Annotated in this window: 24 protein-coding genes and 1 other RNA gene; 15 read left to right on the top strand and 10 right to left on the bottom strand. The window is 52.0% G+C overall.

Annotated features, from left to right (window positions below; all coding sequences use genetic code 11):
* Nucleotides 1–172 precede the first annotated feature (172 nt).
* The 5 genes from lon to fadM all read left to right on the top strand — a co-directional run bounded on the left by lon (nt 173) and on the right by fadM (nt 6,196).
* Entirely contained in the window at nt 173–2,527 is a 2,355-nt protein-coding gene (gene lon, locus AC3G3F_RS15375) for an endopeptidase La (protein ID WP_001067727.1), read from the top strand.
* A gap of 190 nt (nt 2,528–2,717) precedes the next feature.
* A complete protein-coding gene (hupB, locus tag AC3G3F_RS15370; RefSeq protein WP_254888479.1) occupies nt 2,718–3,008 on the top strand; it encodes a nucleoid-associated protein HU-beta in 291 nt (96 codons plus the stop codon).
* 290 nt (nt 3,009–3,298) lie between these two features.
* On the top strand, nt 3,299–5,170 hold the full coding sequence (gene ppiD / locus AC3G3F_RS15365) for a peptidylprolyl isomerase (protein WP_053529239.1): 1,872 nt from the start codon (nt 3,299–3,301) through the stop codon (nt 5,168–5,170).
* 149 nt (nt 5,171–5,319) lie between these two features.
* Nucleotides 5,320–5,694: a helix-hairpin-helix domain-containing protein gene (locus AC3G3F_RS15360; protein ID WP_023246687.1), complete on the top strand. Its 375-nt coding sequence runs from the start codon at nt 5,320–5,322 to the stop codon at nt 5,692–5,694.
* A 103-nt stretch (nt 5,695–5,797) separates the two neighbouring features.
* Complete coding sequence (gene fadM, locus AC3G3F_RS15355; protein ID WP_001194543.1) at nt 5,798–6,196, top strand: long-chain acyl-CoA thioesterase FadM; 399 nt, start codon at nt 5,798–5,800, stop codon at nt 6,194–6,196.
* A 108-nt stretch (nt 6,197–6,304) separates the two neighbouring features.
* Here fadM and queC read toward each other — a convergent pair whose 3' ends face one another.
* Both queC and AC3G3F_RS15345 read right to left on the bottom strand, forming a co-directional pair.
* The gene (gene queC, locus AC3G3F_RS15350; RefSeq protein WP_488395277.1) at nt 6,305–7,000 is read right to left on the bottom strand and encodes a 7-cyano-7-deazaguanine synthase QueC; all 696 of its coding nucleotides are present in this window, start codon (nt 6,998–7,000) and stop codon (nt 6,305–6,307) included.
* Nucleotides 7,001–7,064: 64 nt separating this feature from the next.
* Nucleotides 7,065–8,765: an SgrR family transcriptional regulator gene (locus AC3G3F_RS15345; RefSeq protein ID WP_053508547.1), complete on the bottom strand. Its 1,701-nt coding sequence runs from the start codon at nt 8,763–8,765 to the stop codon at nt 7,065–7,067.
* A 100-nt stretch (nt 8,766–8,865) separates the two neighbouring features.
* Between AC3G3F_RS15345 and cof the strand changes: the two genes are divergently transcribed.
* Entirely contained in the window at nt 8,866–9,684 is an 819-nt protein-coding gene (gene cof / locus AC3G3F_RS15340; protein WP_023246690.1) for an HMP-PP phosphatase, read from the top strand.
* 50 nt (nt 9,685–9,734) lie between these two features.
* Here cof and cdsH read toward each other — a convergent pair whose 3' ends face one another.
* Entirely contained in the window at nt 9,735–10,790 is a 1,056-nt protein-coding gene (cdsH, locus tag AC3G3F_RS15335) for a cysteine desulfhydrase (protein ID WP_079817254.1), read from the bottom strand.
* 112 nt (nt 10,791–10,902) lie between these two features.
* Here cdsH and decR point away from each other — a divergent pair, with 112 nt between their 5' ends.
* The 5 genes from decR to amtB all read left to right on the top strand — a co-directional run bounded on the left by decR (nt 10,903) and on the right by amtB (nt 16,808).
* On the top strand, nt 10,903–11,361 hold the full coding sequence (gene decR, locus AC3G3F_RS15330) for a DNA-binding transcriptional regulator DecR (protein WP_023246692.1): 459 nt from the start codon (nt 10,903–10,905) through the stop codon (nt 11,359–11,361).
* A gap of 40 nt (nt 11,362–11,401) precedes the next feature.
* Entirely contained in the window at nt 11,402–13,174 is a 1,773-nt protein-coding gene (locus tag AC3G3F_RS15325) for a SmdA family multidrug ABC transporter permease/ATP-binding protein (RefSeq protein ID WP_088734266.1), read from the top strand.
* Nucleotides 13,167–14,948 carry a SmdB family multidrug efflux ABC transporter permease/ATP-binding protein gene (locus AC3G3F_RS15320; RefSeq protein WP_023246694.1) on the top strand — a complete coding sequence of 594 codons (1,782 nt, stop codon included), beginning with the start codon at nt 13,167–13,169 and terminating at the stop codon, nt 14,946–14,948. Before AC3G3F_RS15325 ends, AC3G3F_RS15320 begins: the two co-directional genes overlap by 8 nt.
* 203 nt (nt 14,949–15,151) lie before the next feature.
* Entirely contained in the window at nt 15,152–15,490 is a 339-nt protein-coding gene (gene glnK, locus AC3G3F_RS15315) for a P-II family nitrogen regulator (RefSeq protein WP_023246695.1), read from the top strand.
* Between the two features lie 31 nt (nt 15,491–15,521).
* Nucleotides 15,522–16,808 (top strand): ammonium transporter AmtB, encoded by a 1,287-nt coding sequence (gene amtB, locus AC3G3F_RS15310; protein ID WP_488395275.1) that lies wholly within the window; start codon nt 15,522–15,524, stop codon nt 16,806–16,808.
* Nucleotides 16,809–16,914: 106 nt separating this feature from the next.
* Here amtB and tesB read toward each other — a convergent pair whose 3' ends face one another.
* A complete protein-coding gene (gene tesB, locus AC3G3F_RS15305; protein ID WP_023246697.1) occupies nt 16,915–17,775 on the bottom strand; it encodes an acyl-CoA thioesterase II in 861 nt (286 codons plus the stop codon).
* 214 nt (nt 17,776–17,989) lie between these two features.
* On the opposite strand from tesB, the gene AC3G3F_RS15300 reads away from it, so the two are divergent.
* A complete protein-coding gene (locus tag AC3G3F_RS15300; RefSeq protein WP_000779808.1) occupies nt 17,990–18,559 on the top strand; it encodes a YbaY family lipoprotein in 570 nt (189 codons plus the stop codon).
* A 32-nt stretch (nt 18,560–18,591) separates the two neighbouring features.
* Here the strand turns inward: AC3G3F_RS15300 and AC3G3F_RS15295 are convergent, their stop codons facing one another.
* Nucleotides 18,592–18,981: an MGMT family protein gene (locus AC3G3F_RS15295; protein WP_023246698.1), complete on the bottom strand. Its 390-nt coding sequence runs from the start codon at nt 18,979–18,981 to the stop codon at nt 18,592–18,594.
* Nucleotides 18,982–19,065: 84 nt separating this feature from the next.
* Between AC3G3F_RS15295 and ffs the strand changes: the two genes are divergently transcribed.
* Nucleotides 19,066–19,162, top strand: an RNA gene (gene ffs, locus AC3G3F_RS15290) — signal recognition particle sRNA small type.
* Between the two features lie 49 nt (nt 19,163–19,211).
* On the opposite strand, the gene AC3G3F_RS15285 is transcribed toward ffs, so the two are convergent.
* Entirely contained in the window at nt 19,212–20,762 is a 1,551-nt protein-coding gene (locus AC3G3F_RS15285) for an EAL domain-containing protein (RefSeq protein ID WP_053508537.1), read from the bottom strand.
* 224 nt (nt 20,763–20,986) lie between these two features.
* Between AC3G3F_RS15285 and AC3G3F_RS15280 the strand changes: the two genes are divergently transcribed.
* Together AC3G3F_RS15280 and ykgO are read left to right on the top strand one after the other, a co-directional pair.
* The gene (locus AC3G3F_RS15280; protein ID WP_023182818.1) at nt 20,987–21,247 is read left to right on the top strand and encodes a type B 50S ribosomal protein L31; all 261 of its coding nucleotides are present in this window, start codon (nt 20,987–20,989) and stop codon (nt 21,245–21,247) included.
* A 5-nt stretch (nt 21,248–21,252) separates the two neighbouring features.
* Nucleotides 21,253–21,393, top strand: a complete 141-nt coding sequence (ykgO, locus tag AC3G3F_RS15275; protein WP_001197749.1) for a type B 50S ribosomal protein L36 — start codon at nt 21,253–21,255, stop codon at nt 21,391–21,393.
* A gap of 54 nt (nt 21,394–21,447) precedes the next feature.
* Here ykgO and AC3G3F_RS15270 read toward each other — a convergent pair whose 3' ends face one another.
* From AC3G3F_RS15270 to tomB, 4 genes are all read right to left on the bottom strand, one after another.
* Entirely contained in the window at nt 21,448–21,918 is a 471-nt protein-coding gene (locus AC3G3F_RS15270) for a YlaC family protein (protein WP_023246700.1), read from the bottom strand.
* Nucleotides 21,919–22,034: 116 nt separating this feature from the next.
* The gene (gene maa / locus AC3G3F_RS15265) at nt 22,035–22,586 is read right to left on the bottom strand and encodes a maltose O-acetyltransferase (RefSeq protein ID WP_053508533.1); all 552 of its coding nucleotides are present in this window, start codon (nt 22,584–22,586) and stop codon (nt 22,035–22,037) included.
* Nucleotides 22,587–22,765: 179 nt separating this feature from the next.
* Nucleotides 22,766–22,984 (bottom strand): HHA domain-containing protein, encoded by a 219-nt coding sequence (locus AC3G3F_RS15260; RefSeq protein WP_001280991.1) that lies wholly within the window; start codon nt 22,982–22,984, stop codon nt 22,766–22,768.
* Between the two features lie 27 nt (nt 22,985–23,011).
* Nucleotides 23,012–23,386, bottom strand: a complete 375-nt coding sequence (gene tomB, locus AC3G3F_RS15255; RefSeq protein WP_000344807.1) for an Hha toxicity modulator TomB — start codon at nt 23,384–23,386, stop codon at nt 23,012–23,014.
* Between the last annotated feature and the right edge of the window lie 379 nt (nt 23,387–23,765).

Here is a 23,765-nt window from a genome sequence, read left to right as displayed (position 1 = left end):
CAATCAGTTAGCCAAAAAAGGGGGGATTTTATCTCCCCTTTCGTTTTTCCTGTAAACACGCCGTTGAATGTGTGGGAAACATCCCCATATACTGACGTACATGTTAAAGGTGGTATGGAGCACAGCTATACTATCTGATTACCTGGCGGACACTAAACTAAGAGAGAGCTCTATGAATCCTGAGCGTTCTGAACGCATTGAAATCCCCGTATTGCCATTGCGCGATGTGGTGGTTTATCCGCACATGGTCATACCCTTATTTGTAGGGCGGGAAAAATCTATCCGTTGTCTGGAAGCGGCTATGGACCATGATAAAAAAATCATGCTGGTCGCCCAGAAGGAAGCATCAACGGATGAGCCGGGTGTAAACGATCTTTTCACCGTCGGGACCGTGGCCTCTATTTTGCAGATGCTGAAACTGCCTGACGGCACCGTAAAAGTGCTGGTCGAGGGGTTACAGCGCGCGCGCATTTCCGCGCTGTCTGACAATGGCGAACATTTCTCCGCGAAGGCGGAGTACCTTGATTCTCCAGCCATTGATGAGCGTGAACAAGAAGTGCTGGTGCGTACCGCTATCAGCCAGTTCGAAGGCTACATCAAGCTGAACAAAAAAATCCCGCCGGAAGTGCTGACGTCGCTCAATAGCATTGACGACCCTGCACGTCTGGCTGACACCATCGCCGCGCATATGCCGCTGAAGCTGGCGGATAAACAGTCCGTACTGGAGATGTCCGACGTTAACGAACGTCTGGAATATCTGATGGCGATGATGGAATCTGAAATCGATCTGCTGCAAGTTGAGAAACGCATTCGCAACCGCGTGAAAAAGCAGATGGAGAAATCCCAGCGCGAGTACTATCTGAACGAGCAAATGAAAGCGATTCAGAAAGAACTCGGCGAGATGGATGACGCGCCGGACGAAAACGAAGCGCTGAAGCGTAAGATCGACGCGGCGAAAATGCCGAAAGAGGCGAAAGAGAAAGCAGAAGCGGAACTGCAGAAGCTGAAAATGATGTCTCCGATGTCGGCGGAAGCGACCGTGGTGCGCGGCTACATCGACTGGATGGTGCAGGTGCCGTGGAATGCGCGTAGCAAGGTCAAAAAAGACCTGCGTCAGGCGCAGGAAATCCTTGATACCGACCATTATGGTCTGGAGCGCGTTAAAGACCGTATCCTTGAGTATCTCGCGGTACAAAGCCGTGTAAATAAAATCAAGGGGCCGATCCTGTGCCTGGTGGGGCCGCCAGGGGTAGGTAAAACCTCGTTGGGTCAGTCCATCGCCAAAGCGACAGGGCGTAAATATATCCGTATGGCGCTGGGCGGCGTGCGTGATGAAGCGGAAATCCGCGGTCACCGCCGGACTTACATTGGCTCTATGCCGGGTAAACTGATCCAAAAAATGGCCAAAGTGGGGGTTAAAAACCCGCTATTCCTGCTCGATGAGATCGACAAAATGTCCTCGGATATGCGTGGCGATCCGGCGTCAGCGCTGCTTGAAGTACTGGACCCGGAGCAGAACGTGGCTTTCAGCGATCATTACCTGGAAGTGGATTACGATCTCAGCGATGTGATGTTCGTCGCCACCTCCAACTCCATGAACATTCCGGCGCCGTTGCTGGATCGTATGGAAGTGATCCGCCTGTCCGGTTATACCGAAGACGAGAAGCTGAATATTGCTAAACGCCACCTGCTGCCGAAGCAGATCGAGCGTAACGCGCTGAAGAAAGGCGAACTGACGGTCGACGATAGCGCGATTATTGGCATTATCCGCTATTACACGCGTGAAGCGGGCGTACGTAGTCTGGAGCGCGAAATCTCCAAACTGTGCCGCAAGGCCGTTAAGCAACTGCTGTTGGATAAGTCATTAAAAAACATTGTGATCAATGGCGATAACCTGCACGACTACCTCGGTGTGCAGCGCTTTGATTATGGCCGGGCGGATAGCGAAAATCGCGTAGGTCAGGTGACGGGGCTGGCGTGGACGGAAGTGGGCGGCGATTTGCTGACCATCGAAACCGCCTGCGTACCGGGCAAGGGCAAGTTGACTTATACCGGCTCGCTCGGTGAAGTGATGCAGGAATCCATTCAGGCGGCGCTGACCGTGGTGCGCGCGCGCGCAGAAAAACTGGGTATTAATCCGGACTTTTACGAAAAACGCGACATCCACGTTCACGTGCCGGAAGGCGCAACGCCGAAAGACGGTCCAAGCGCCGGTATCGCTATGTGTACCGCGCTGGTTTCCTGCCTGACCGGTAATCCGGTGCGCGCAGATGTGGCAATGACCGGTGAGATCACGCTGCGTGGTCAGGTATTGCCGATCGGCGGCCTGAAAGAAAAACTGTTGGCGGCGCATCGCGGCGGGATTAAAACGGTCTTAATTCCATTCGAAAATAAACGTGATCTGGAGGAAATTCCGGACAACGTAATTGCCGATCTGGATATTCATCCGGTGAAGCGTATTGAGGAAGTTCTGACGCTTGCTCTGCAAAACGAACCGTCTGGAATGCAGGTTGTAACCGCAAAATAGTGACCTCGCGCAAATAGCGCTAATAAAAACAGGGCTGGCAGGCTATTTCGGACTTGCCAGCCTTTTTTTGTATAGCTAATTTAGATGGTTGATTGGGTCTGCCACCATTAACGGGTGTTGTAAGGGCGTGGCAGGCCTGATATAACTGCTGCGCGGTCGTACTTCGAAGGATTCAAGTGCGATATAAATTATAAAGAGGAAGAGAAGAGTGAATAAATCTCAACTGATCGAAAAAATTGCTGCAGGGGCTGATATCTCTAAGGCTGCGGCTGGACGTGCGTTAGATGCGATTATTGCTTCTGTTACCGAATCTCTGAAAGAAGGGGATGACGTTGCACTGGTAGGTTTTGGTACTTTTGCTGTTAAAGAGCGTGCTGCCCGTACTGGTCGCAACCCGCAAACAGGTAAAGAGATCACCATCGCCGCTGCAAAAGTGCCGAGTTTCCGTGCAGGTAAAGCGCTGAAAGACGCGGTAAACTAAGCGTGATCCCCTCGGGGGATGTGACAAAGTACAAGGGCGCATCAACTGATGTGCCTTTTTTATTGGTTATTCGGGACTTTCTGCGCGTTGCGGGCTGACAATTGCCCTCGTTTCTTGTCACAATAGGCTTTTGCGCGCTGCGTTCAGAAAATGCGATGCGCGTGAAATATATATACGCAAATCATTCAAGTTGCGTCGACGCGGCAACTGAGCGAATCACTCGGTAGTCTGCAGAGAAGCCGCCTGAAAGATAAAGTGTAAAGTCACCTACAGCGGAGTGTGGTTACACCATGATGGACAGCTTACGCACGGCTGCAAACAGTCTCGTGCTCAAGATTATTTTCGTTATCATTATCGTGTCGTTCATTTTGACCGGCGTTAGTGGTTACCTGATTGGCGGAAGCAATAACTACGCCGCAAAAGTGAATGGCCAGGAAATCAGCCGGGCACAGTTTGAGAATGCGTTTAACAACGAACGTAACCGTATGCAGCAGCAGTTGGGCGACCGGTATTCTGAACTGGCGGCCAACGAAGGTTATATGAAAAGTCTGCGCCAGCAGGTGCTGAATCGTCTGATAGATGAAGCGCTGTTGGATCAATATTCCCGTGAACTGAAACTGGGCATCAGCGATGAGCAGGTAAAGCAGGCGATTTTCGCCACTCCCGCTTTTCAGGTGGACGGTCGGTTTGACAACAACCGCTATAACGCGATTGTGAATCAGATGGGAATGACGGCCGATCAGTATGCTCAGGCGCTGCGTAACCAGCTTACCACTCAGCAACTGATCAACGGCGTGGCCGGTACTGATTTTATGCTGAAAGGGGAAACCGACGAGCTGGCGGCATTAGTCTCTCAACAGCGCGTGGTGCGTGAAGCCGCTATTGATGTCAACGCGCTGGCGGCGAAGCAGCAGGTGACCGATCAGGAAGTGTCCAGCTACTACGATCAGAATAAAGCCCGCTTTATGACGCCGGAACAGTTCCGTGTAAGCTACATCAAGCTGGATGCTGCGACGATGCAGGCGCCGGTCAGCGATGCGGATATTCAGGCCTATTATGATCAGCATTTGGATCAGTTTACCCAGCCGGAGCGTAATCGTTACAGCATTATTCAGACCAAAACGGAAGATGATGCGAAAGCGGTACTGGATGCGCTGAACAAGGGCGAAGATTTCGCCACGCTGGCGAAAGAGAAATCTACCGACATCATCTCTGCGCGTAATGGCGGCGATATGGGCTGGCTGGAAGAGTCTGCCACGGTGCCGGAACTGAAAAATGCCGGTTTGAAAGAGAAAGGCCAGATATCTGGCGTGATTAAGTCGTCTGTCGGTTTTCTGGTGGCGCGTCTGGATGATATTCAGCCTGCCAAAGTGAAACCGTTAAGCGAGGTTCGCGACGACATTGCCGCGAAAGTGAAACAAGAGAAAGCGCTGGATGCTTACTATGCGTTACAGCAGAAGGTGAGCGATGCGGCAAGCAATGACAATGAGTCGTTAGCAAGCGCTGAACAGGCCGCTGGCGTAAAAGCGGTTGAAACCGGTTGGTTTAGCCATGACAACTTGCCGGAAGAGCTGAACTTCAAACCGGTAGCCGATGCTATCTTTAATGGCGGTCTGGTGGGCGAAAACGGTACGCCGGGGCCGAATTCAGACATTATCACCGTGGATGGTGACCGGGCTTTTGTCGTGCGCGTGAGCGAGCATAAACCTGAAGCCGTGAAGCCGTTGGCAGAGGTGAAAGAACAGGTCACTGCCCTGGTGAAGCATAATAAAGCTGAACAACAGGCGAAGCTGGATGCAGAAAAACTGCTGGTCGAGCTGAAAGCGGGCAAAGGCGCGGAAGCGATGAAAGCGGCGGGGCTGAGCTTTGGCGAGCCTAAAACGTTAAGCCGTACCAGTCAGGATCCGGTGAGTCAGGCGGCCTTTGCGTTAAGCCTCCCGACGAAAGATAAGCCAGTCTATGGCGTGGCGAACGATATGCAGGGTAACGTTGTTCTGCTGGCGTTTGACGAGGTGAAAGCGGGCTCCATGCCGGAAGCGCAGAAAAAAGCGATGGTGCAGGGCATCACGCAGAACAATGCGCAAATTGTCTTTGAGGCGCTGATGAGCAATCTGCGTAAAGAGGCGAAAATCAAAATCGGCGACGCTCTGGAACAGCAGTAATCGTCGAGGCGCTTCGCAAAAAATTGCAAAACGTTGTATCCCACAAAGGCCGCTTTCGCGGCCTTTTCCATTTTTGAGAATTGCCGTTTGTTCGTTTTTCTCCGTCCCGCTATCGTGGCTTCACTGTTAACAAACAAGGAGAAAACAGCATGAAACACGGAATTAAGGCACTGCTTATTACGCTTTCTTTAACCTGCGCGGGCATGACCCATAGCGCGCTGGCGGCGACGCCTGTTGCAAAAAACGCAGCGGTGGAAACAAAAGCGGATACGCCTTCTTCATCCTCCACCAAAGCGGCATTACCTGCTAAAGCCAGCGATGATGAAGGTACCAGGGTGAGCATTAATACCGCGTCAGCGGAGGATCTGGCGCGGGTGATGAACGGTGTTGGGCTGAAAAAAGCGCAGGCCATTGTAAGCTATCGAGAGGAGTATGGTCCTTTTAAAACGGTGGATGATTTAAAGCAGGTGCCGGGAATGGGAAGCGCGCTAGTAGAGCGTAATCTGGCAGTTTTAACATTGTAATAACTTGCACAGTGGCAAAAATTTGCCAGACTGTAGAGGTCATACCAGTTATGGCCTCTGTACTTGTCGTTTACTTATAACAACAACGTAAGGTTATTGCGCTATGCAAACACAAATCAAAGTTCGTGGTTATCATCTTGATGTTTATCAGCATGTTAATAATGCCCGCTATCTGGAGTTTCTGGAAGAAGCCCGCTGGGATGGGCTGGAAAACAGCGACAGCTTTCAGTGGATGACGGCCCGCAATATTGCGTTCGTGGTGGTAAACATCAATATAAATTACCGTCGCCCGGCGGTATTGAGCGATCTACTGACCGTTACCAGTCAGGTACAACAGCTTAACGGTAAAAGTGGCGTATTAAGCCAGACGATCACGCTGGAGCCAGAAGGGCAGGTGGTGGCGGATGCGCTCATCACATTTGTCTGCATTGATTTAAAAACGCAAAAAGCGCTGCCGCTGGAAGGCGAATTGCGTGAAAAGCTGGAACAGATGGTGCAATAACGCCTCGCAGCCTGATGGCGCTGCGCTTATCAGGCCTACGGGCGATATTGACCACGGTGAATGTCGCCAGGCCGGATAAGGTGCGTGCACCGCCATCCGGCAAAACAATCACCTTAACCCGGTTTTCTGCTTCATTGCCGCCATTACCGTCGCTTTATTCGCCAGATAATGATTCATGCCGTTGGCGCGCAGATTACAGGCAGCACAATGACCACAGCCGTCGCCTTTGATGCCGTTATAACAGGTCAGCGTCTCTTCGCGAACTAAATCCAGTTTGCCCCAATAATCGGCCAGCGCCCAGGTTTCAGCTTTATCAATCCACATTAAGGGCGTTTCGAAACGGATATCTTTCGCCATGCCCAGATTCACAGCGTGATTCAGCGCCTTGACGAACTCATCGCGACAGTCTGGATAGCCGGAAAAATCGGTTTCGCAAACGCCGGTGATCACTGCCTCGGCTTTGACCTGATAAGCGTAAATCGCCGCCAGCGTCAGAAAGAGAATATTGCGTCCCGGTACGAAAGTATTGGGGATGCCGTCAGCGTTCGGTTCATAATCCGGCACCGGAATGCTATCCCGCGTCAGGCTGCTGACCGCCAGTTCGTTCAGCAAAGTGACATCCAGCACTTTATGCGCGCGCGCGCCAAGTTTTAACGCCAGAGAGCGTGCGACATCAATCTCTGCGCGGTGGCGCTGACCATAATCAAACGTGACACAATGCACTTCATCATACTGATGTCGCGCTTGCGCCAGACAAGTGGTGGAGTCCTGACCTCCACTAAATACAACAACGGCGCGTTTCATAGTTATCCTGATAAATGACGAAAACCAATATGGTAACGCGTGCGGATAATACCGACCAGCTTCTTCACGGCGAAGGCGGCGGAAGCCAGGCTTCGCTAAATTCAAACCAGCCGCGAGGGGTGAGCCGAACGCCGTTAACGCCAGGTGGAGCGCTGATGCGATAGTGATAATTAAACAGCGGCGTAAGTGTGGCGTCATCCATCAGGTTGGCAAAAACTTGTTGCAGGGCAGTGCGGCGATCCTTTTCATTGGGCTGAATTTGCAGGGCGTCAAGCGTAGCCTGCAGATGGGAAAACGCAGGCGCGTCCAGGACATGCGGCCAGATCTGATCGCAACGTAGCCACTGCTCCAGCGTATATTCCGGCGCTTCGCCGATCAGCCTGTCGCCCATCATCAGATCCGCTTGCGCCAGCGCAGGGCAGTCATCCCAGTTTTTGGCGTTATGAAAAATCAACGTTAACTCACAGCCGAGCGTCGCAAGGTAATGTCGAAGCTGCTCCGCCATCGTATGAAGCTCTACGGGAAGGTGGTACGCCAGGGTGAGTTTTTTAGGCAATGGCGTTTCATCAACAACCTGCCATTGCGGGATTGTCCAGCCGGGTAGCAGCCCCTGACTTGGCGTAATCAAATTCTCATCTACCGGCAATGTTTTCAGCAGAGAAGTATGATGGATAATATGTACCAGACGTCGTGCCTGTTGTACGTTGAGCCGTGAGCCCTTTTTGATAGTTAAATAGCAAAAGCCCAGACTGATACCACTACTTACCTGACTCAGCGTCGCCAGCTCTTCCGGTTTGCCGATGGCGATCTGCACCGGATGGCGGCAACTGGTGCCCAGATCCTGGGCAAACAGTTGCGGGGTGATCCAGAATTCAATCGCTTTCAGCAGCGGATGGTTAAGGTGATAATGGTCATGACTTTCCAGACGTACCAGTTCCGGCGTGAACAACGTCAGGCGAAAAGGGCCGGTGCCGATAAGCGGCAGGTCAGGATGTGCCAGACCGCTACAATAGCTGGCCAGACGATGCGCCAGCCAGTAATCAGGCCGGTGAAGGAGAAAGGTAAGGCACTGAGGATGCGTTATTTCGATACGGGCGACGCTAATAAACAATTTGCTTAGCGCGGGTAGGGTAAGCAGCCTTTCCAGGCGTTCGTGTAGCTGCGCGGTGTCCACCGTATCGCCATTATGCCAGTGCAGCGTGGAGCGAATATAAAAATCCCAGCGTAAACCGTCGGCGGAAACCTCCCAGTGATGCGCCAAATCCCCGCAAGGATATTGGCTGTCGCGGTCGAAGCGCGTTAACCCGGAAAAAATTTGCCCTGCGAGATGTTGTTCCGCGCGTCCTGGCAGGAAACCCGAATGCAGCGGTTCAAGCGGACGATAGTAGGGAATACGCAATGTCGGCGTATCGTTTTGCCATTGGCCGCCCATAAAAGGCTGGAGCATCGCCCGTAATTCGCCAGGCGCCAGTTGCGCCAGTTCCAGTACGTTGAGCTGCTGCCCTTTTTCCAGCGCCTGTTCCATCATGGCGGTACGGAGCGATTCCGGCGTGACCAGAAACTGTAGCCGTCCACGTTTCCCGCGCCCGGACTGTGCTTCCCATTTTAGCCAACCCGCCTGCTGGGCCTGGCGCAGCAGCGTTCGCAGGTGGCGCTCGCTACAAAAACAGCGTTCAGCCAGTTCGCTAACGGTGACATGTTGTGTTTCTCCGGCGGAAGGCTGCCAGAGGCGTTGATATTGATTAAGCCGATTCAGTAGCCTCATAGAAACCCGGAACACTTCATTTTATCTGTTCACTATTACTTCCGTATATCTCAGGTAATACTGAATGACAAGTTAACCGCGTCACAGTGTGGAGAAAGAGATGGCCCGTCTGGCAGCATTTGATATGGATGGCACGTTATTAATGCCTGATCACCATTTGGGTAGAGAGACGATCGCCACGCTGTCGCGTCTGCGCGAACGCGATATCACCCTGACATTTGCCACGGGTCGTCATGTTCTGGAAATGCGGCATATTCTGGGGACGCTTTCACTGGATGCTTATCTTATTACCGGTAACGGGACGCGAGTTCATTCGCTGGAAGGCGACGTGCTGCATCGTCAGGATCTCGATCCTCAGGTTGCCGATACGGTGATGCACCATGCCTGGGATACCCGGGCCAGTATGCATGTTTTTAATGACAACGGCTGGTTTACAGGCCAGGAGATCCCCGCGCTACTCCAGGCGCATGTCTACAGCGGCTTTCGTTATCAGGTTATCGATGTAAAAAGCATCCCGGCCCATCAGGTGACGAAGATCTGTTTTTGCGGCGATCATGAAGATCTGATTCGCTTGCGCATTCAGCTCAATGAGGCGCTGGAAGAACGCGCGCACCTCTGTTTTTCTGCCGTCGACTGCCTGGAAGTGTTACCACTGGGGTGTAATAAAGGCTCTGCACTGGCGGTATTGAGCGGCCATTTGGGGCTTTCACTGGCAGATTGCATGGCGTTTGGCGATGCGATGAACGATCGGGAAATGCTGGGCAGCGTCGGGCGGGGGCTCATTATGGGCAACGCTATGCCGCAACTTATCGCCGCGCTGCCGCATTTGTCGGTCATCGGACATTGTGGTAATCAAGCGGTAGCACACTTTTTGACACATTGGCTGGACAAACCGCATCTACCTTATTCCCCCGAATGAGAGATCTCTTCCAGCAAGCCAGACGTTCAGTCTGGCTTTTTTTTTGGTTTTTAGTCGACGGTAAGTAATTTTACGATGGCTGCTGACCACGGCGTCAAGTCGCCGATATGTTCGCTAACCCATGCCGGATGGTAATAGGTATCCAGATAACGATCGCCGCTATCGCACAATAACGTCACGATAGCGCCGGTTTCTCCGGCCTCGCGCATCCGGGCCGCAAGCTGCAGCGCTCCCCACATATTCGTGCCGGTAGAGGCGCCGACTTTACGGCCTAGCTGCGTTTCCAGCCAGTGTGCGGTGGCAATGCTGGCGGCGTCCGGCACACGCAGCATCTCATCAACGACATCCGGAATAAAAGAAGGCTCTACCCGCGGGCGACCAATCCCTTCAATTTTGCTGCCCACCGGGCTGCGTAATGAAGCGTCGCGATCTTGCCAGTAAGGTAAAAAGACGGAATTTTCCGGATCCACCACCATTAGCTGAGTATCATAGCCCTGACAGCGAATATAGCGCCCAATCGTCGCAGAGGTTCCACCCGTTCCGGCGCTCATAACGATAAATCGCGGTACCGGATGGGGTTCGTTGCGCATCTGTCTGAAAATACTGTCGGCAATATTATTGTTGCCCCGCCAGTCGGTAGCCCGTTCTGCGTAGGTAAACTGGTCCATATAGTGACCGTTCAGTTCATGCGCCAGCCGCTCGGAGGCGGCATAAATTTCGCAGGCGCTCTCCACAAAATGACAGTGGCCGCCGTAAAATTGAATCTGTTCGATTTTACGTTTTGCGGTACAGGCGGGCATGACGGCGATGAACGGCAGTCCCAGTAAACGCGCGAACCAGGCTTCGGAAATCGCCGTTGAGCCTGATGACGCTTCAATAATTGGAGTGCCTTCTTTAATCCAGCCATTGCACAGCCCATAAAGGAACAGCGAGCGCGCCAGGCGGTGCTTGAGGCTACCGGTGGGATGCGTGCTTTCATCTTTCAGGTAAAACTGAATACCTGGAAATGCCGGCAGGGGCAGACGAATAAGATGCGTATCGGCCGAGCGCTGGTGGTCAGCGTTAATTTCATTAATGGCATTTTTAACCCAATTGCTACCCATCATTAATATCCGTTTATCATTTTGTGCCCAGATTAGCGAAAAGCACGGAAAAAATTGTTGCTATTTGACCTTTAAATTACAATGTAAGGAGAAAAATATTCTCTACGGGATGGGTATGTTAGATAAAATTGACCGTAAACTGCTTTCCTTATTGCAGCAGGACTGTACCCTCTCTTTGCAGGCGCTGGCGGATGCCGTTAATCTGACGACAACGCCTTGCTGGAAGCGGCTTAAACGCCTGGAAGACGACGGTATTCTTCTTGGCAGGGTCGCGCTGCTGGACCCGGAAAAACTGGGTCTGGGATTAACCGCTTTTGTATTGATAAAAACGCAGCACCACAGCAGTGAATGGTACTGTCGGTTCGTGACTGTCGTCACTGAGATGCCGGAAGTGCTTGGTTTCTGGCGGATGGCGGGGGAATACGATTATCTGATGCGGGTTCAGGTTGCCGACATGAAGCGGTATGACGATTTCTATAAACGTCTGGTCAATAGCGTTCCAGGACTGTCAGACGTCACCTCCAGTTTTTCGATGGAACAGATTAAGTACACCACTTCTCTGCCCATTGAATAATTCTCCCGGTATTGCCGGAAATCATATCAGGAAATAACGCGTGCGATTATTTGCTCAATTAAGCTGGTACTTTCGCCGGGAATGGCGTCGCTATCTTGGCGCGGTGGCCCTGCTTATGCTTATTTCGATTCTTCAGCTGATCCCACCCAAAGTGGTGGGGATCGTCGTGGATGGCGTAACCGCACAGCATTTTACTTCTGGCCGGATAGCGATGTGGATTGGCACCATTGCCCTGATCGCCGTGGTGGTCTATTTGTTGCGCTATGTCTGGCGCGTGCTGCTATTTGGTGCCTCTTATCAATTAGCCGTTGAACTGCGTGAAGATTATTATCGCCAGCTTAGTTGCCAGCATCCTGAATTTTATCAGCGCCATCGGACGGGCGATCTTATCGCGCGCGCGACGAATGATGTGGATCGCGTGGTATTTGCGGCAGGCGAGGGCGTTCTGACGCTGGTTGACTCGTTGGTAATGGGCTGCGCGGTACTGATTGTCATGTCGACGCAAATTAGCTGGCAGCTAACGCTATTAGCGTTGTTGCCGATGCCGATTATGGCGCTGATGATCAAACGTTACGGCGATCGGCTGCATGATTACTTCAAACTGGCGCAGGCCGCCTTCTCCAGCCTGAACGACCGCACGCAGGAGAGTCTGACCAGCATTCGCATGATAAAAGCGTTTGGCCTGGAGGACCGCCAGTCCTCGCTGTTTGCGGCGGATGCCGAAGATACTGGCAAGAAAAATATGCGAGTGGCGCGTATTGATGCGCGTTTTGATCCAACTATTTACATCGCCATTGGCATGGCGAACCTGCTCGCGATTAGCGGCGGAAGCTGGATGGTGGTTAACGGCAGCCTGACGCTGGGCGAACTCACCAGCTTTATGATGTATCTGGGGTTGATGATTTGGCCCATGCTGGCGCTGGCCTGGATGTTTAATATCGTGGAGCGAGGTAGCGCCGCTTACAGCCGCATCCGCGCCATGCTGGCGGAAGCGCCGGTAGTTAAGGATGGTAAAGAGCCGGTCCCGGCGGGGCGGGGCGAATTGACGGCGGCGATTCGTGAGTTTCGCTATCCGCAAACGACGCATCCGGCGCTGGAGAATGTGAACTTTCGTCTTAAACCGGGTCAGATGCTGGGGATATGCGGTCCGACCGGCGCGGGGAAAAGCACAATATTGTCGCTTATCCAGCGCCATTTTGATGTGACGCAGGGAGAAATCCGTTTCCATGACATGCCGTTGACGCATCTGCAGCTTGATAGCTGGCGTAGCCGACTGGCGGTGGTCAGTCAGACGCCGTTTTTGTTCTCGGACTCTATTGCCAATAATATTGCGCTCGGACGCCCGGAGGCGACCCAGGAAGAGATTGAACAGGTGGCGCGTTTAGCCAGCGTACATGAGGATATTCTCCGTCTTCCTCAGGGCTACGACACGCAGGTAGGCGAACGCGGCGTAATGCTATCGGGAGGGCAAAAACAGCGTATCTCGATTGCCAGAGCGCTACTGTTGAATGCGGAAATTCTGCTTCTCGATGATGCGCTCTCGGCAGTAGATGGTCGCACGGAGCATCAGATTTTGCATAATTTGCGCCAGTGGGGCGAAGGGCGCACGGTCATCATAAGCGCGCATCGTTTATCTGCGTTGACCGATGCCAATGAAATTATGGTGATGCAACATGGTCATGTTGTTCAGCGCGGCGATCACGATCAACTGGCGCAGCAGCTTGGCTGGTATCGCGATATGTATCGCTATCAGCAACTGGAGGCCGCGCTGGATGACGCGCCGGAAAGCGGCGAGGAGGCGGCGAATGCGTAGTTTTGGACAGCTATGGCCGACGCTGAAACGGTTGCTGGCGTATGGCTCGCCCTGGCGAAAACCGCTCTCTGTCGCGGTGATTATGCTGTGGATTGCGGCGGCGGCGGAGGTTAGCGGTCCGCTGCTGATCAGCTATTTCATTGACAACATGGTGGCCCAACACCATTTACCTCTGGGTAAAGTCGCGGGGCTGGCGGCCGCCTATGTGGGACTACAGTTTCTGGCGGCGGGCCTGCATTACGCCCAGTCTTTATTATTTAACCGGGCGGCCGTTGGCGTGGTTCAGACCTTGCGCACTGACGTAATGGATGCCGCCTTGCGCCAGCCGTTAAGCGCCTTCGACACCCAGCCTGTCGGACAATTAATTTCACGCGTGACTAACGACACGGAAGTTATCCGCGATCTGTATGTCACGGTCGTCGCGACGGTATTACGTAGCGCGGCGCTGATCGGCGCCATGCTGGTCGCCATGTTCAGCCTTGACTGGCGGATGGCGCTGGTGGCGATTTTGATTTTTCCGGCGGTATTGACCGTGATGATCATCTATCAGCGCTACAGCACGCCGATGGTACGCCGCGTGCGGGCATACCTGGCGGATATTAACGATGGATTTAACGAAATCATCAACGGGATGAGCGTTATTCAGCAGTTTCGCCAGCAGGCGCGCTTTGGCGAACGAATGGGCGAGGCCAGCCGTTCGCACTACATGGCGCGGATGCAGACGCTGCGCTTAGACGGATTTTTATTGCGTCCGCTGCTTAGCCTCTTTTCCGCGCTCATTTTGTGCGGTCTGTTGATGCTCTTCAGTTTTACGTCTGCCGGCACGATTGAGGTCGGGGTACTGTATGCGTTCATTAGCTATTTGTCGCGTCTGAACGAGCCGCTCATTGAACTGACCACCCAGCAATCCATGCTACAGCAGGCGGTTGTGGCGGGAGAGCGTGTTTTTGAACTGATGGATCGCCCACGACAGCGCTATGGCAGCGACGACAGGCCGTTGCAAAGCGGCGCGATTGATATTGATCATCTGTCGTTTGCTTACCGCGATGATAGCCTTGTTTTACAGGACATTACGCTATCAGTACCGTCCCGTAGTTTTGTGGCGCTGGTGGGACACACAGGCAGCGGGAAGAGCACGCTCGCCAGCTTGTTGATGGGGTACTACCCGCTGACGCAAGGCGAAATTCGGCTGGATGGGCGAGAAATCTCTTCTTTTAATCATCGCGTTTTACGCCAGGGCGTGGCGATGGTTCAACAGGACCCGGTAGTGATGGCGGATACCTTTCTGGCCAATGTGACGCTGGGGCGCGATGTTTCAGAGGCGCAGGTCTGGCAGGCGCTGGAAACGGTACAGTTGGCAGACCTGGCGCGCGGCCTGAGCCACGGGCTGCATACGCGTCTTGGTGAGCAGGGGAATACGCTGTCCGTCGGGCAAAAACAACTCTTGGCGCTGGCGCGCGTGCTGGTTGACGCCCCGCAAATATTAATTCTTGATGAAGCGACGGCCAGCATCGATTCCGGCACTGAGCAGGCGATACAGCAGGCGCTGGCGGCGATTCGCGAGCGCACCACGCTGGTGGTTATCGCCCATCGGCTATCGACTATCGTGGAGGCGGATACCATTCTGGTACTCCACCGCGGCCAGGCGGTGGAGCGCGGGACGCATCAACAATTGCTGACGGCGCAAGGACGCTACTGGCAAATGTATCAATTACAGTTGGTTGGTGAGGAGTTAGCCGCCAGCGTACATGAGGAGTCCGGCCCCGCGACGTAAGGTTTTGCCCCGTGGCGCAAAACCTCGCCCATCATGCACCGTCATGGTGCGTTTTTCTTTTCCTGCTTCGATTTTGGGGCGCGTCAATATAAAGACGCCCCGCTAACCGCGCCTTTCACCACTCACTCATTTCTGGCACACCCTTTGCAACGCTCATTTTGAATAGTCTATATGCCTTACCTAATTCTGACTGGAGGGGGTCTATGAAGCTGGTTACCGTGGTTATCAAACCGTTTAAGCTGGAGGACGTGCGGGAAGCGCTTTCTTCTATTGGCATTCAGGGATTGACCGTCACCGAAGTGAAAGGGTTTGGTCGTCAAAAAGGACACGCCGAACTGTATCGCGGCGCGGAGTACAGCGTGAATTTCCTGCCGAAAGTCAAAATTGATGTGGCTATCGCCGACGACCAACTGGAAGAGGTGATCGATATCATCACTAAAGCGGCTTATACCGGAAAAATTGGCGATGGCAAAATTTTCGTCGCGGAGCTCACGCGTGTTATTCGGATTCGTACCGGCGAAGCTGACGAAGCGGCGCTTTAAGACCCGCCACACAGCAACAGGAAATGAAAAAATGAAGATAGCGATGATAAAAACCACACTGGCTTCACTGGTGCTGCTGCCTGGGCTAACGATGGCCGCGCCAGCGGTTGCCGATAAAGCGGATAATGCTTTTATGATGATCAGCACCGCGCTGGTGCTGTTTATGACGATACCGGGTATCGCGCTGTTTTATGGCGGATTAATCCGCGCTAAAAACGTGCTGTCGATGTTAACGCAAGTGACCGTCACCTTTGCGCTGGTCTGTATTTTATGGGTGGTATACGGCTATTCGCTGGCTTTTGGCGAAGGGAATCATTTCTTCGGTAATGTCGAGGGGGCGATGTTGAAGAACATCGCGTTGACGGCGGTAACGGGCACGATTTATCAGTATATCCATGTCGCGTTTCAGGGATCTTTCGCCTGTATTACCGTCGGGCTGATTGTCGGCGCGCTGGCGGAACGTATTCGTTTTTCGGCGGTACTGATTTTTGTCGTGGTGTGGTTCACGCTCTCGTATATTCCGATTGCGCACATGGTGTGGGGCGGCGGCCTGCTGGCTGCTCACGGCGCGCTGGATTTTGCCGGCGGTACGGTGGTGCACATTAACGCCGCTATCGCCGGTCTGGTGGGGGCTTATTTAATTGGTAAGCGCGTCGGCTTTGGGAAAGAAGCATTTAAACCCCATAATCTGCCGATGGTCTTTACCGGTACTGCGATCCTGTATATCGGCTGGTTTGGATTTAACGCGGGTTCTGCCAGTAGCGCAAACGAGATAGCCGCGCTGGCTTTTGTGAACACCGTGGTGGTGACCGCCGCCGCGATTCTGGGGTGGATTATCGGCGAGTGGACGCTACGCGGTAAACCTTCCCTGCTGGGAGCCTGTTCCGGCGCGATTGCCGGTCTGGTCGGCGTGACGCCAGCCTGTGGCTATGTTGGCGTTGGCGGCGCGCTGGTTATCGGCGTTATTGCGGGTCTGGCGGGATTGTGGGGAGTCACCATGCTTAAACGTCTGTTACGGGTAGATGATCCGTGCGACGTATTTGGCGTTCACGGCGTTTGCGGGATAGTCGGCTGTCTCCTGACCGGCGTTTTTGCCGCCAGTTCGCTGGGCGGCGTTGGCTTTGTCGACGGCGTTACGATGGGCCATCAGGTTATGGTACAACTGGAAAGTATTGCTATTACGGTCGTCTGGTCCGGCGTTGTCGCGTTTGTTGGTTACAAACTGGCGGATATCCTTGTTGGACTGCGCGTACCGGAAGAGCAGGAGCGCGAGGGGCTGGATGTGAACAGCCACGGCGAGAATGCATATAACGCGTGATTGCGCAACATGCCGGATGGCGACGCGAAAGCGTCTTATCCGGCCTACGGTAGGCCTGATAAGCGCATCGCCATCAGGCCATTAACGCCGGATAGCGGCATGTTTTTTAATTGTGATTACGCATCACCCCTTCCTGCACGGTCGAGGCGACCAGCGCGCCATCCTGAGTATAAAACTCGCCGCGAACAAAGCCCCGGGCGCTGGAGGCGGAAGTGCTCTCCACGCTATAAAGTAGCCATTCATTAAGATTGAACGGGCGATGGAACCACATAGAGTGATCGATAGTGGCGATCTGAATGCCCTTTTCCAGAAAACCGATGCCGTGAGGCTGAAGCGCGACGGGGAGGAAATTCAGGTCAGAGGCATATCCCAGTAAATATTGATGGACGCGAATGTCATCCGGAACGGTGCCGTTGGCGCGAATCCATACCTGACGGGTTGGCGCGGCGACGTGACCTTTTAACGGATTGTGAAATTCGACAGGACGAATCTCCAGGGGGCGATCGCAGAGAAACTTTTCTTTCAGAATCGGCGGCAGTAAATGCGCCAGCGACTGCGCGATTTCCGTTTCTGACGGTAGTCCTTCCGGCCCGGTTGCCGTCGGCATGGTTTTTTGATGTTCAAAACCCGGTTCCGGCGCCTGGAATGAGGCGGTCATGTAAAAGATGGGTTTCCCGTTCTGAATAGCGGCAACGCGGCGGGCGCTAAAACTATTTCCATCGCGCAGCACTTCAACGTCATAGATAATGGGTTTTTGACTATCGCCTGGTCGCAGAAAATAACTGTGGAATGAATGCACCAGTCGCTCTTCCGGCACCGTCTCTTTGGCGGCATATAACGCCTGGCCCACCACCTGACCGCCAAATACCTGACGCAGCCCTAAGTCTTCACTTTGGCCCCGAAAGAGTCCTTCTTCAATTTTTTCCAGATTCAACAATGTCAGCAAATTATTTAGCGTCTGACTCATACATGCTCTCCAGGTGACAACGATGCCGAAGCGAGGTAGGCCTGAGTATAACGCAATTTCGCAAGTGGTCCGATGGGTACAAAAGTCTGAATAACAGAGCAATTCCAGGCAAAAATGAGTGACCTGTGCCACACTTAATCACGTTATGTTTCTGTTAACCACTCTTCCGGCGGGGGGAAAGGCCTGCTGGTGCATTGATGATAAGGAGAATTGAATGAAACTCGTGCACATCGTAAGTGGTTTAGCGGTTGCGATATCTCTGGCGGCCTGCGCTGATAAAAGCGCTGATATCCAGACGCCTGCGCCAAACCCTAACATGTCGATTACAGCTAACCAGTCTACTATTCAGCAACCCAATGTTTCCGGTACCGTCTGGATCCGCCAGAAGGTCGCTCTGCCGCCAGATGCGGTGCTGACCGTAACGCTTTCTGATGCTTCTTTGGCTGATACACCGTCTAAGGTGCTGTCGCAAAAAGCGGTACGGACCGAAGGTAAACAGGCGCCTTTCAGTTTTGTGCTGCCGTTTAACCCATCAGATATTCAACCTAACGCACGTATTCTCCTGAGCGCGGCAATCACCGTTGACAATAAGCTGGTATTTATTACCGATAGCGTGAAACCGGTGATTAATAATGGCGGCACCAAAGCGGACCTGACGCTGGTACCGGTACAGCAAACGGCGGTGCCTGTTCAGGCCAGTGGTGGTGCGACGACGACGGTTCCATCGACTTCGCCGACCCAAGTCAATCCGTCTTCTGCCGTTCCTGCGCCTACCCAGTATTAATCCTGCGCCAACCCTCTCCGTAACGGAGAGGGTTAATACACCCAGCGATAGCGTTGTAAATCGATTTGCCCGCTCCCCGACACCACCACGCCTTCTGCCAGTAATGCCTGGCGTTGCCGTTGTAGATCCGGCCCGGTAAGTGATATCGCACCGCGGCGGTTCACTACCCGATGCCATGGCAAAGTGCTGCCTTCCGGCAGACGTTTTAAAACTCCGCCGACCTGACGCGCCGCCCGAGGCGAACCGGCAAGCCGGGCGACATCGCCGTAGGTCGTGACAAAACCTTCCGGGATCGAGGCGACGATTTGCCAGACGCGCTGCGGAAATGTGTCCTGAATATCCATAATAGAATCCTGCATTAATGCTTCAGGATAATCTGGAATAAGGGGAGAGGAAAGTCCAGGTGCGCAAGAAACCAGCATCCAGCGCCTGATGGGTTGCAATTACACGGTATAGCAGTGATAATGCGCCTGCGCGTTGGTTCACAACGCTCTCAATGGGGGCTCTGTTGGTTCTCCCGCAACGCTACTCTGTTTACTAGGTCAGGTCCGGAAGGAAGCAGCCAAGGCAGATGACGCGTGTGCCGGGATGTAGCTGGCAGGGCCCCCACCCAATTCTGCCTCTCCACACTGTTCTTTTCTTCTGTGCGACGTTATAGCCGCTGTTCCGCCCAAAGAATAAATGCCGAGCCGGATAGCGGTTTACTGTATAACCAGCCCTGACCATAATGCACGCCATGCTGGCGTAGCCACTGTTCTTGTCTGGTCGTTTCGATACCTTCTGCGACCATTTTGAGTTTGAGCGTTTTTGCCATTTCAATAATATGCGGCGTGACGTTTTTATATTCCAGCGCATCGACAAAAGATTTATCAATTTTAAGGACATCCACATCCAGATTTTGTAAGTAGCTGAGGCTGGAATAGCCGGTGCCAAAGTCATCAATATAAATTGAATGCCCTGCGTTACGGTATCTGGCGACAATTGGCGCGCTGGTTTTCGGATCGGCGAACTCGCGTTCCGTTAACTCAAGCGCGATTTGCGACGGAGAAATTTGGCTACGGTTCAGCAGCGTGCTTAACAGCGCCGGGAGCGTTTCCGACGCCAGATCGGATGCCTCAAGATTGATCGAAATATGTTGCTCGGGATGGGACTTTAACCAACTCCCCATGTCTTCAAAAACGGTTTCGATGATTAGCCGGGTTAGCGGCTCCGTAAGTCCGGTTTGCTCAGCCAGCGCGATAAAAATTTCCGGTGAAAGGAAGGTGCCGTCCGCCTGTTGCCAACGAGCTAACGCTTCGGCGCCGACAATTTTCCCGCTGCTCAGGGAGACAATAGGCTGATAGTGTACGTTAATTTCGCGATTGTCTATCGCATCCTGGAGACGGTGGCGGGGCGACTGTAGCCGACGTAAAATACGCAGAATAAAGGCCGCGGCCAGCAGACCCGTTACGATGCCCGCCGGTAGCCAGATAAACGCCTGGCGATACCAGTTCTTTTCCTGCGGAGCGGTGGATGCCCAGCTTACGATAGTGATGCCCATTTCCGGAAGGGGGTGGATAGCGTACAGAATGCCTCGGTTTTCCAGCCGCAGGGGCGTCTCATGCTGAATCAGCGGAAGGATTGCGGGGTTAAGCTTACCGCTGCTGGCAACCACGGTATTACGCTCCCGACCAATAATGGCGACGTCAATCGGCCATGCTCCAAATGGAATCACATCGATAAAGGACGCCGGGTCGATCATCACGATATAGTTATCGCTACCGAGTGCCGCCATATAGCGTTTTATACCCAGATCGTTTTGCGCCGTAAACCAGGCGCGATAACCGTCCCGAGTGATTTTCATGGGCGGAGGGAAGGCGGGAATATGGCTCTCTTTTTCAAGTGAGGAGCAAACGGGAATCGTATTTTTAAGGTACAGAACTTCCTGAACATACCGAAAGCTATAAGACACGCGACGCATGGCGAGTAAATGAGCGCTGCTGCAGGGCTCGCCTTTAAAGGCGGCGATATGCGTTAACGCGGCTTTTGCCTGGTCACTGACCCTTTCTGTACGTAGCGCCACCCGGGACGAGAAGATATCCAGCTCTTCATTAAACCTTTTTTCAACTTGACGGTGCGCCAGCCACAGACTCAATCCTATCGGGAAAAGGACAGACAGGATAAGCACTCCCGTTACCAGGCTGACCAGATGTCGTGTTGTCACAGTGATGTCCTTATAAACACAGCGTAGATAAAGTATATCCGATCGCAAATCGCGCCCTCGAATGATAAAGCTATTCTATCGATTTTATAGATTCAGGAGCCAGACTAGCGCGTTACGCCACGTTGTTTTTGCCGCCAGGAAGAGATCGTGAATGTTTGCGGGTTGAAAAAAGATCGTTAATGGCGTACTGTATTGTTATGTTATAACATAATCATGAGAGTGCAATGAAACCTGATATCCATCCTGTGTACCGCACCGTCGTATTTCACGACACTAGCGCAAATGAATATGTGAAGGTGGGGTCAACTATCAAAACCGAACGTGAAATCGAACTGGACGGCGTAACGTATCCATATGTCACCATTGATGTGTCATCAAAATCACATCCTTTTTATACCGGTAAACAAAAAACGTTTGATAACGAAGGTAGCGCCGCGCGTTTCCAGAAACGTTTTGGTCATTTTATCGGCGCTAAACGGGGGTAAATGAAATGCAGGTGCTAAACTCACTTCGCAATGCAAAACAGCGGCATCCGGATTGCCAGATAGTGAAACGAAAAGGACGTTTATACGTGATTTGTAAAACAAATCCACGGTTTAAGGCGGTTCAGGGACGTAAAAAAAGACGTTAAAAGCCAACAGTTCGGGGAAAGCAGTGCGTACCAGGGAGGGTGCGCACTTTTTTATTATCGGCTTGCTTCTGCACGAGCCAGCGTAAAAATATCGTAGAAGGAAAGCTCGCCTTTACGGGCAACCATTTTTTGTAGCTGGACTTTATGCTCATTATCCACCTGTGGAGATTGAAGAATTGTCTCAATGAGCGTGGGGGGAACAAAGCGGGTGTTGTACCATTCGCCGTTGTAACAGACCCGGAGATCCAGCACGTCGATGTCGTCATAGTGATAACGCGGGGCGATGTCGAAAAAGAAAAAACCATTAAATACGATAAATAACACCACTAACAGCCACACTGACCCCACCAGCGTTTCTGATTGCAGCATGACTGCCAGCGTCGCAAACCAGGCGGCATACATCGCGATAAATAGCCCGGGATGCTTGCGGATAAAACTGATACTAAAACGCGGTCTGTTATCGCGTTTTTCACGGACGTTTAAGTCATCAATAGTTTCGCTAAGCAGGCGCTGTATCTCTGTCATCTTTTGCCTTCATGATTTCTGCGACATACGGGTAATAACAGCCCATTTTAAAGGGAGGCGTAACGTGAAAAAAGTAACAGATTAACCACGAATTAGCATAACAGTTGTCATTTTAACTACAATTTTTTAATAATCCGCGCCGGGTTTCCGCCTACCACGACATCTGGCGGTACGTTTTTTATCACCACAGCGCCTGAAGCGACGACGACGTTATCGCCGATGGTTACGCCCGGATTAATGACGGCTCGTCCACCTATCCAGACGTTATTTCCGATAGTAACAGGTTTGCCTAACTCTCTGCCGCTGTTGCGTTCGATGGCGTCCAGCGGATGCGTGGCAGTATAGATATGTACTCCTGGCGCGAGCATACAATTGTCGCCGATATGAATTGGGCAAACATCAAGCATGACGCAGTCGAAGTTAGCGTAAAAGGAGTGACCAAGAAAAATATTATAGCCATAGTCGCAGCGAAAAGAAGGCTCAATATAAGCGTCTTCGCTTCGGGCTAACAGATTGTCTAAAATGGCCTGACGCTTATTTATTTCATCAGGCGTAGTATGGTTGTATTGATGGATGAGTTGGCGCGCCCGCAGACGATCCTGGCATAAAGTTTCATCGGTCGGGCAATACAGCGCCCCAGCGATCATTTTTTGTTTTTCATCACTCACTGCGCGTTCCCCTTAGTGGATATTATCGTAATATAAGCGATAGTATATTATTAGAGGGAACGTTCCCTGATATTTGTATGTGATCTATGTCACTGTTATATAATAGTCCATTGTGTTATTAGCCAAAAACGAAGGGTCGGATAACACCTGAGTATTCCCTGAAAAGCAATGCCGAGTGATTAACGAATGAATTTCCATACTGAAGAGGGGATCTTGTCGTAAAGTTTGTTCATCGTCAATTCTGCAAGCCGGTGATCCGCTGCTGAGTAAAATACAGCCAACTCATTATCGGACAGTTCATATTTATTTTTTTCAATGACGCGCTCCAGAGTGTCAATTGTCTGACAGCGCCGTAAACGCATCAAATAATCAGTTTTAGTTAATGGTTTATCAGACATAAATTCTACCTATGATTGTAATAATTTTTAACAAGACAAACTAACAGGATTGGCCCTGGTGGCGTTGACGAAACAGCGAAACAGGCGGTTGCCCGATTTACGCCATTTTTGCAAATCCTGCGTATTAATACCATAGCTGCTGAACAACATAAAGGTGTCGTCCAGGTATTCATCTATCTGCGCAATCAATTTATTGTCTTCATTGTACTTAATCTTATAATTAAGTGCGAAGGTTGCAATATGCTCTATCAGCTCATTGAGCTGGAGATTGACTGCTGAAGTCGGGTCATTAACCCAACCATGATTGCTTTCTTCAAGGTTTGCAAGACAGTCATGATACAGGGTTTCGCAAAGGAATTTAAGCTGTGCTATATCATGTCTTTTGGGTGAGTATTCGTCCATAATGCATCCCCTTTTTAGTGGCTTGAACTAACCGAACACCTTCGGGATGGATACAACTAACTAACCTGGTACTTCCCCACGTCACCTTATGATTTAACTATAATCTACTCTAAAAAACTTTTCATCGTCATATTACGAAAAATTACAATTGCGTGAAATCCGCTTACTGGCATACTTTTTCGAATGTTAACAGTCGGCGCCATATGCCTAAAAAGGGACCATTTTTAATGTTTGTGTAATCATTGGGTTAACGTTTTTTAGCTTTTCAGGCTAAAACAATAGTCACTGACAGGAGAAAATAGCCAGGAATATTCTTAATATTCCTTAATTAATGGCTGAATTAAGGAATTGCCGGGCTTCCTAAGAAAAGCCTTTAAAG

The sequence above is a fragment of the Salmonella sp. FC25216 genome (assembly GCF_057751355.1).
This window is presented reverse-complemented; position numbering and strand designations above follow the sequence as displayed.

Bases quoted from the DNA above. Each gene is read 5' to 3' on its own strand.
- lon (WP_001067727.1), top strand. From the start codon at position 173: ATGAATCCTGAGCGTTCTGAACGCATTGAAATCCCCGTATTGCCATTG.
- ppiD (WP_053529239.1), top strand. From the start codon at position 3,299: ATGATGGACAGCTTACGCACGGCTGCAAACAGTCTCGTGCTCAAGATT.
- AC3G3F_RS15360 (WP_023246687.1), top strand. From the start codon at position 5,320: ATGAAACACGGAATTAAGGCACTGCTTATTACGCTTTCTTTAACCTGC.
- fadM (WP_001194543.1), top strand. From the start codon at position 5,798: ATGCAAACACAAATCAAAGTTCGTGGTTATCATCTTGATGTTTATCAG.
- queC (WP_488395277.1), bottom strand. From the start codon at position 7,000: ATGAAACGCGCCGTTGTTGTATTTAGTGGAGGTCAGGACTCCACCACT.
- AC3G3F_RS15345 (WP_053508547.1), bottom strand. From the start codon at position 8,765: ATGAGGCTACTGAATCGGCTTAATCAATATCAACGCCTCTGGCAGCCT.
- cof (WP_023246690.1), top strand. From the start codon at position 8,866: ATGGCCCGTCTGGCAGCATTTGATATGGATGGCACGTTATTAATGCCT.
- cdsH (WP_079817254.1), bottom strand. From the start codon at position 10,790: ATGATGGGTAGCAATTGGGTTAAAAATGCCATTAATGAAATTAACGCT.
- decR (WP_023246692.1), top strand. From the start codon at position 10,903: ATGTTAGATAAAATTGACCGTAAACTGCTTTCCTTATTGCAGCAGGAC.
- AC3G3F_RS15320 (WP_023246694.1), top strand. From the start codon at position 13,167: ATGCGTAGTTTTGGACAGCTATGGCCGACGCTGAAACGGTTGCTGGCG.
- glnK (WP_023246695.1), top strand. From the start codon at position 15,152: ATGAAGCTGGTTACCGTGGTTATCAAACCGTTTAAGCTGGAGGACGTG.
- amtB (WP_488395275.1), top strand. From the start codon at position 15,522: ATGAAGATAGCGATGATAAAAACCACACTGGCTTCACTGGTGCTGCTG.
- tesB (WP_023246697.1), bottom strand. From the start codon at position 17,775: ATGAGTCAGACGCTAAATAATTTGCTGACATTGTTGAATCTGGAAAAA.
- AC3G3F_RS15300 (WP_000779808.1), top strand. From the start codon at position 17,990: ATGAAACTCGTGCACATCGTAAGTGGTTTAGCGGTTGCGATATCTCTG.
- AC3G3F_RS15295 (WP_023246698.1), bottom strand. From the start codon at position 18,981: ATGCTGGTTTCTTGCGCACCTGGACTTTCCTCTCCCCTTATTCCAGAT.
- AC3G3F_RS15280 (WP_023182818.1), top strand. From the start codon at position 20,987: ATGAAACCTGATATCCATCCTGTGTACCGCACCGTCGTATTTCACGAC.
- ykgO (WP_001197749.1), top strand. From the start codon at position 21,253: ATGCAGGTGCTAAACTCACTTCGCAATGCAAAACAGCGGCATCCGGAT.
- AC3G3F_RS15270 (WP_023246700.1), bottom strand. From the start codon at position 21,918: ATGACAGAGATACAGCGCCTGCTTAGCGAAACTATTGATGACTTAAAC.
- AC3G3F_RS15260 (WP_001280991.1), bottom strand. From the start codon at position 22,984: ATGTCTGATAAACCATTAACTAAAACTGATTATTTGATGCGTTTACGG.
- tomB (WP_000344807.1), bottom strand. From the start codon at position 23,386: ATGGACGAATACTCACCCAAAAGACATGATATAGCACAGCTTAAATTC.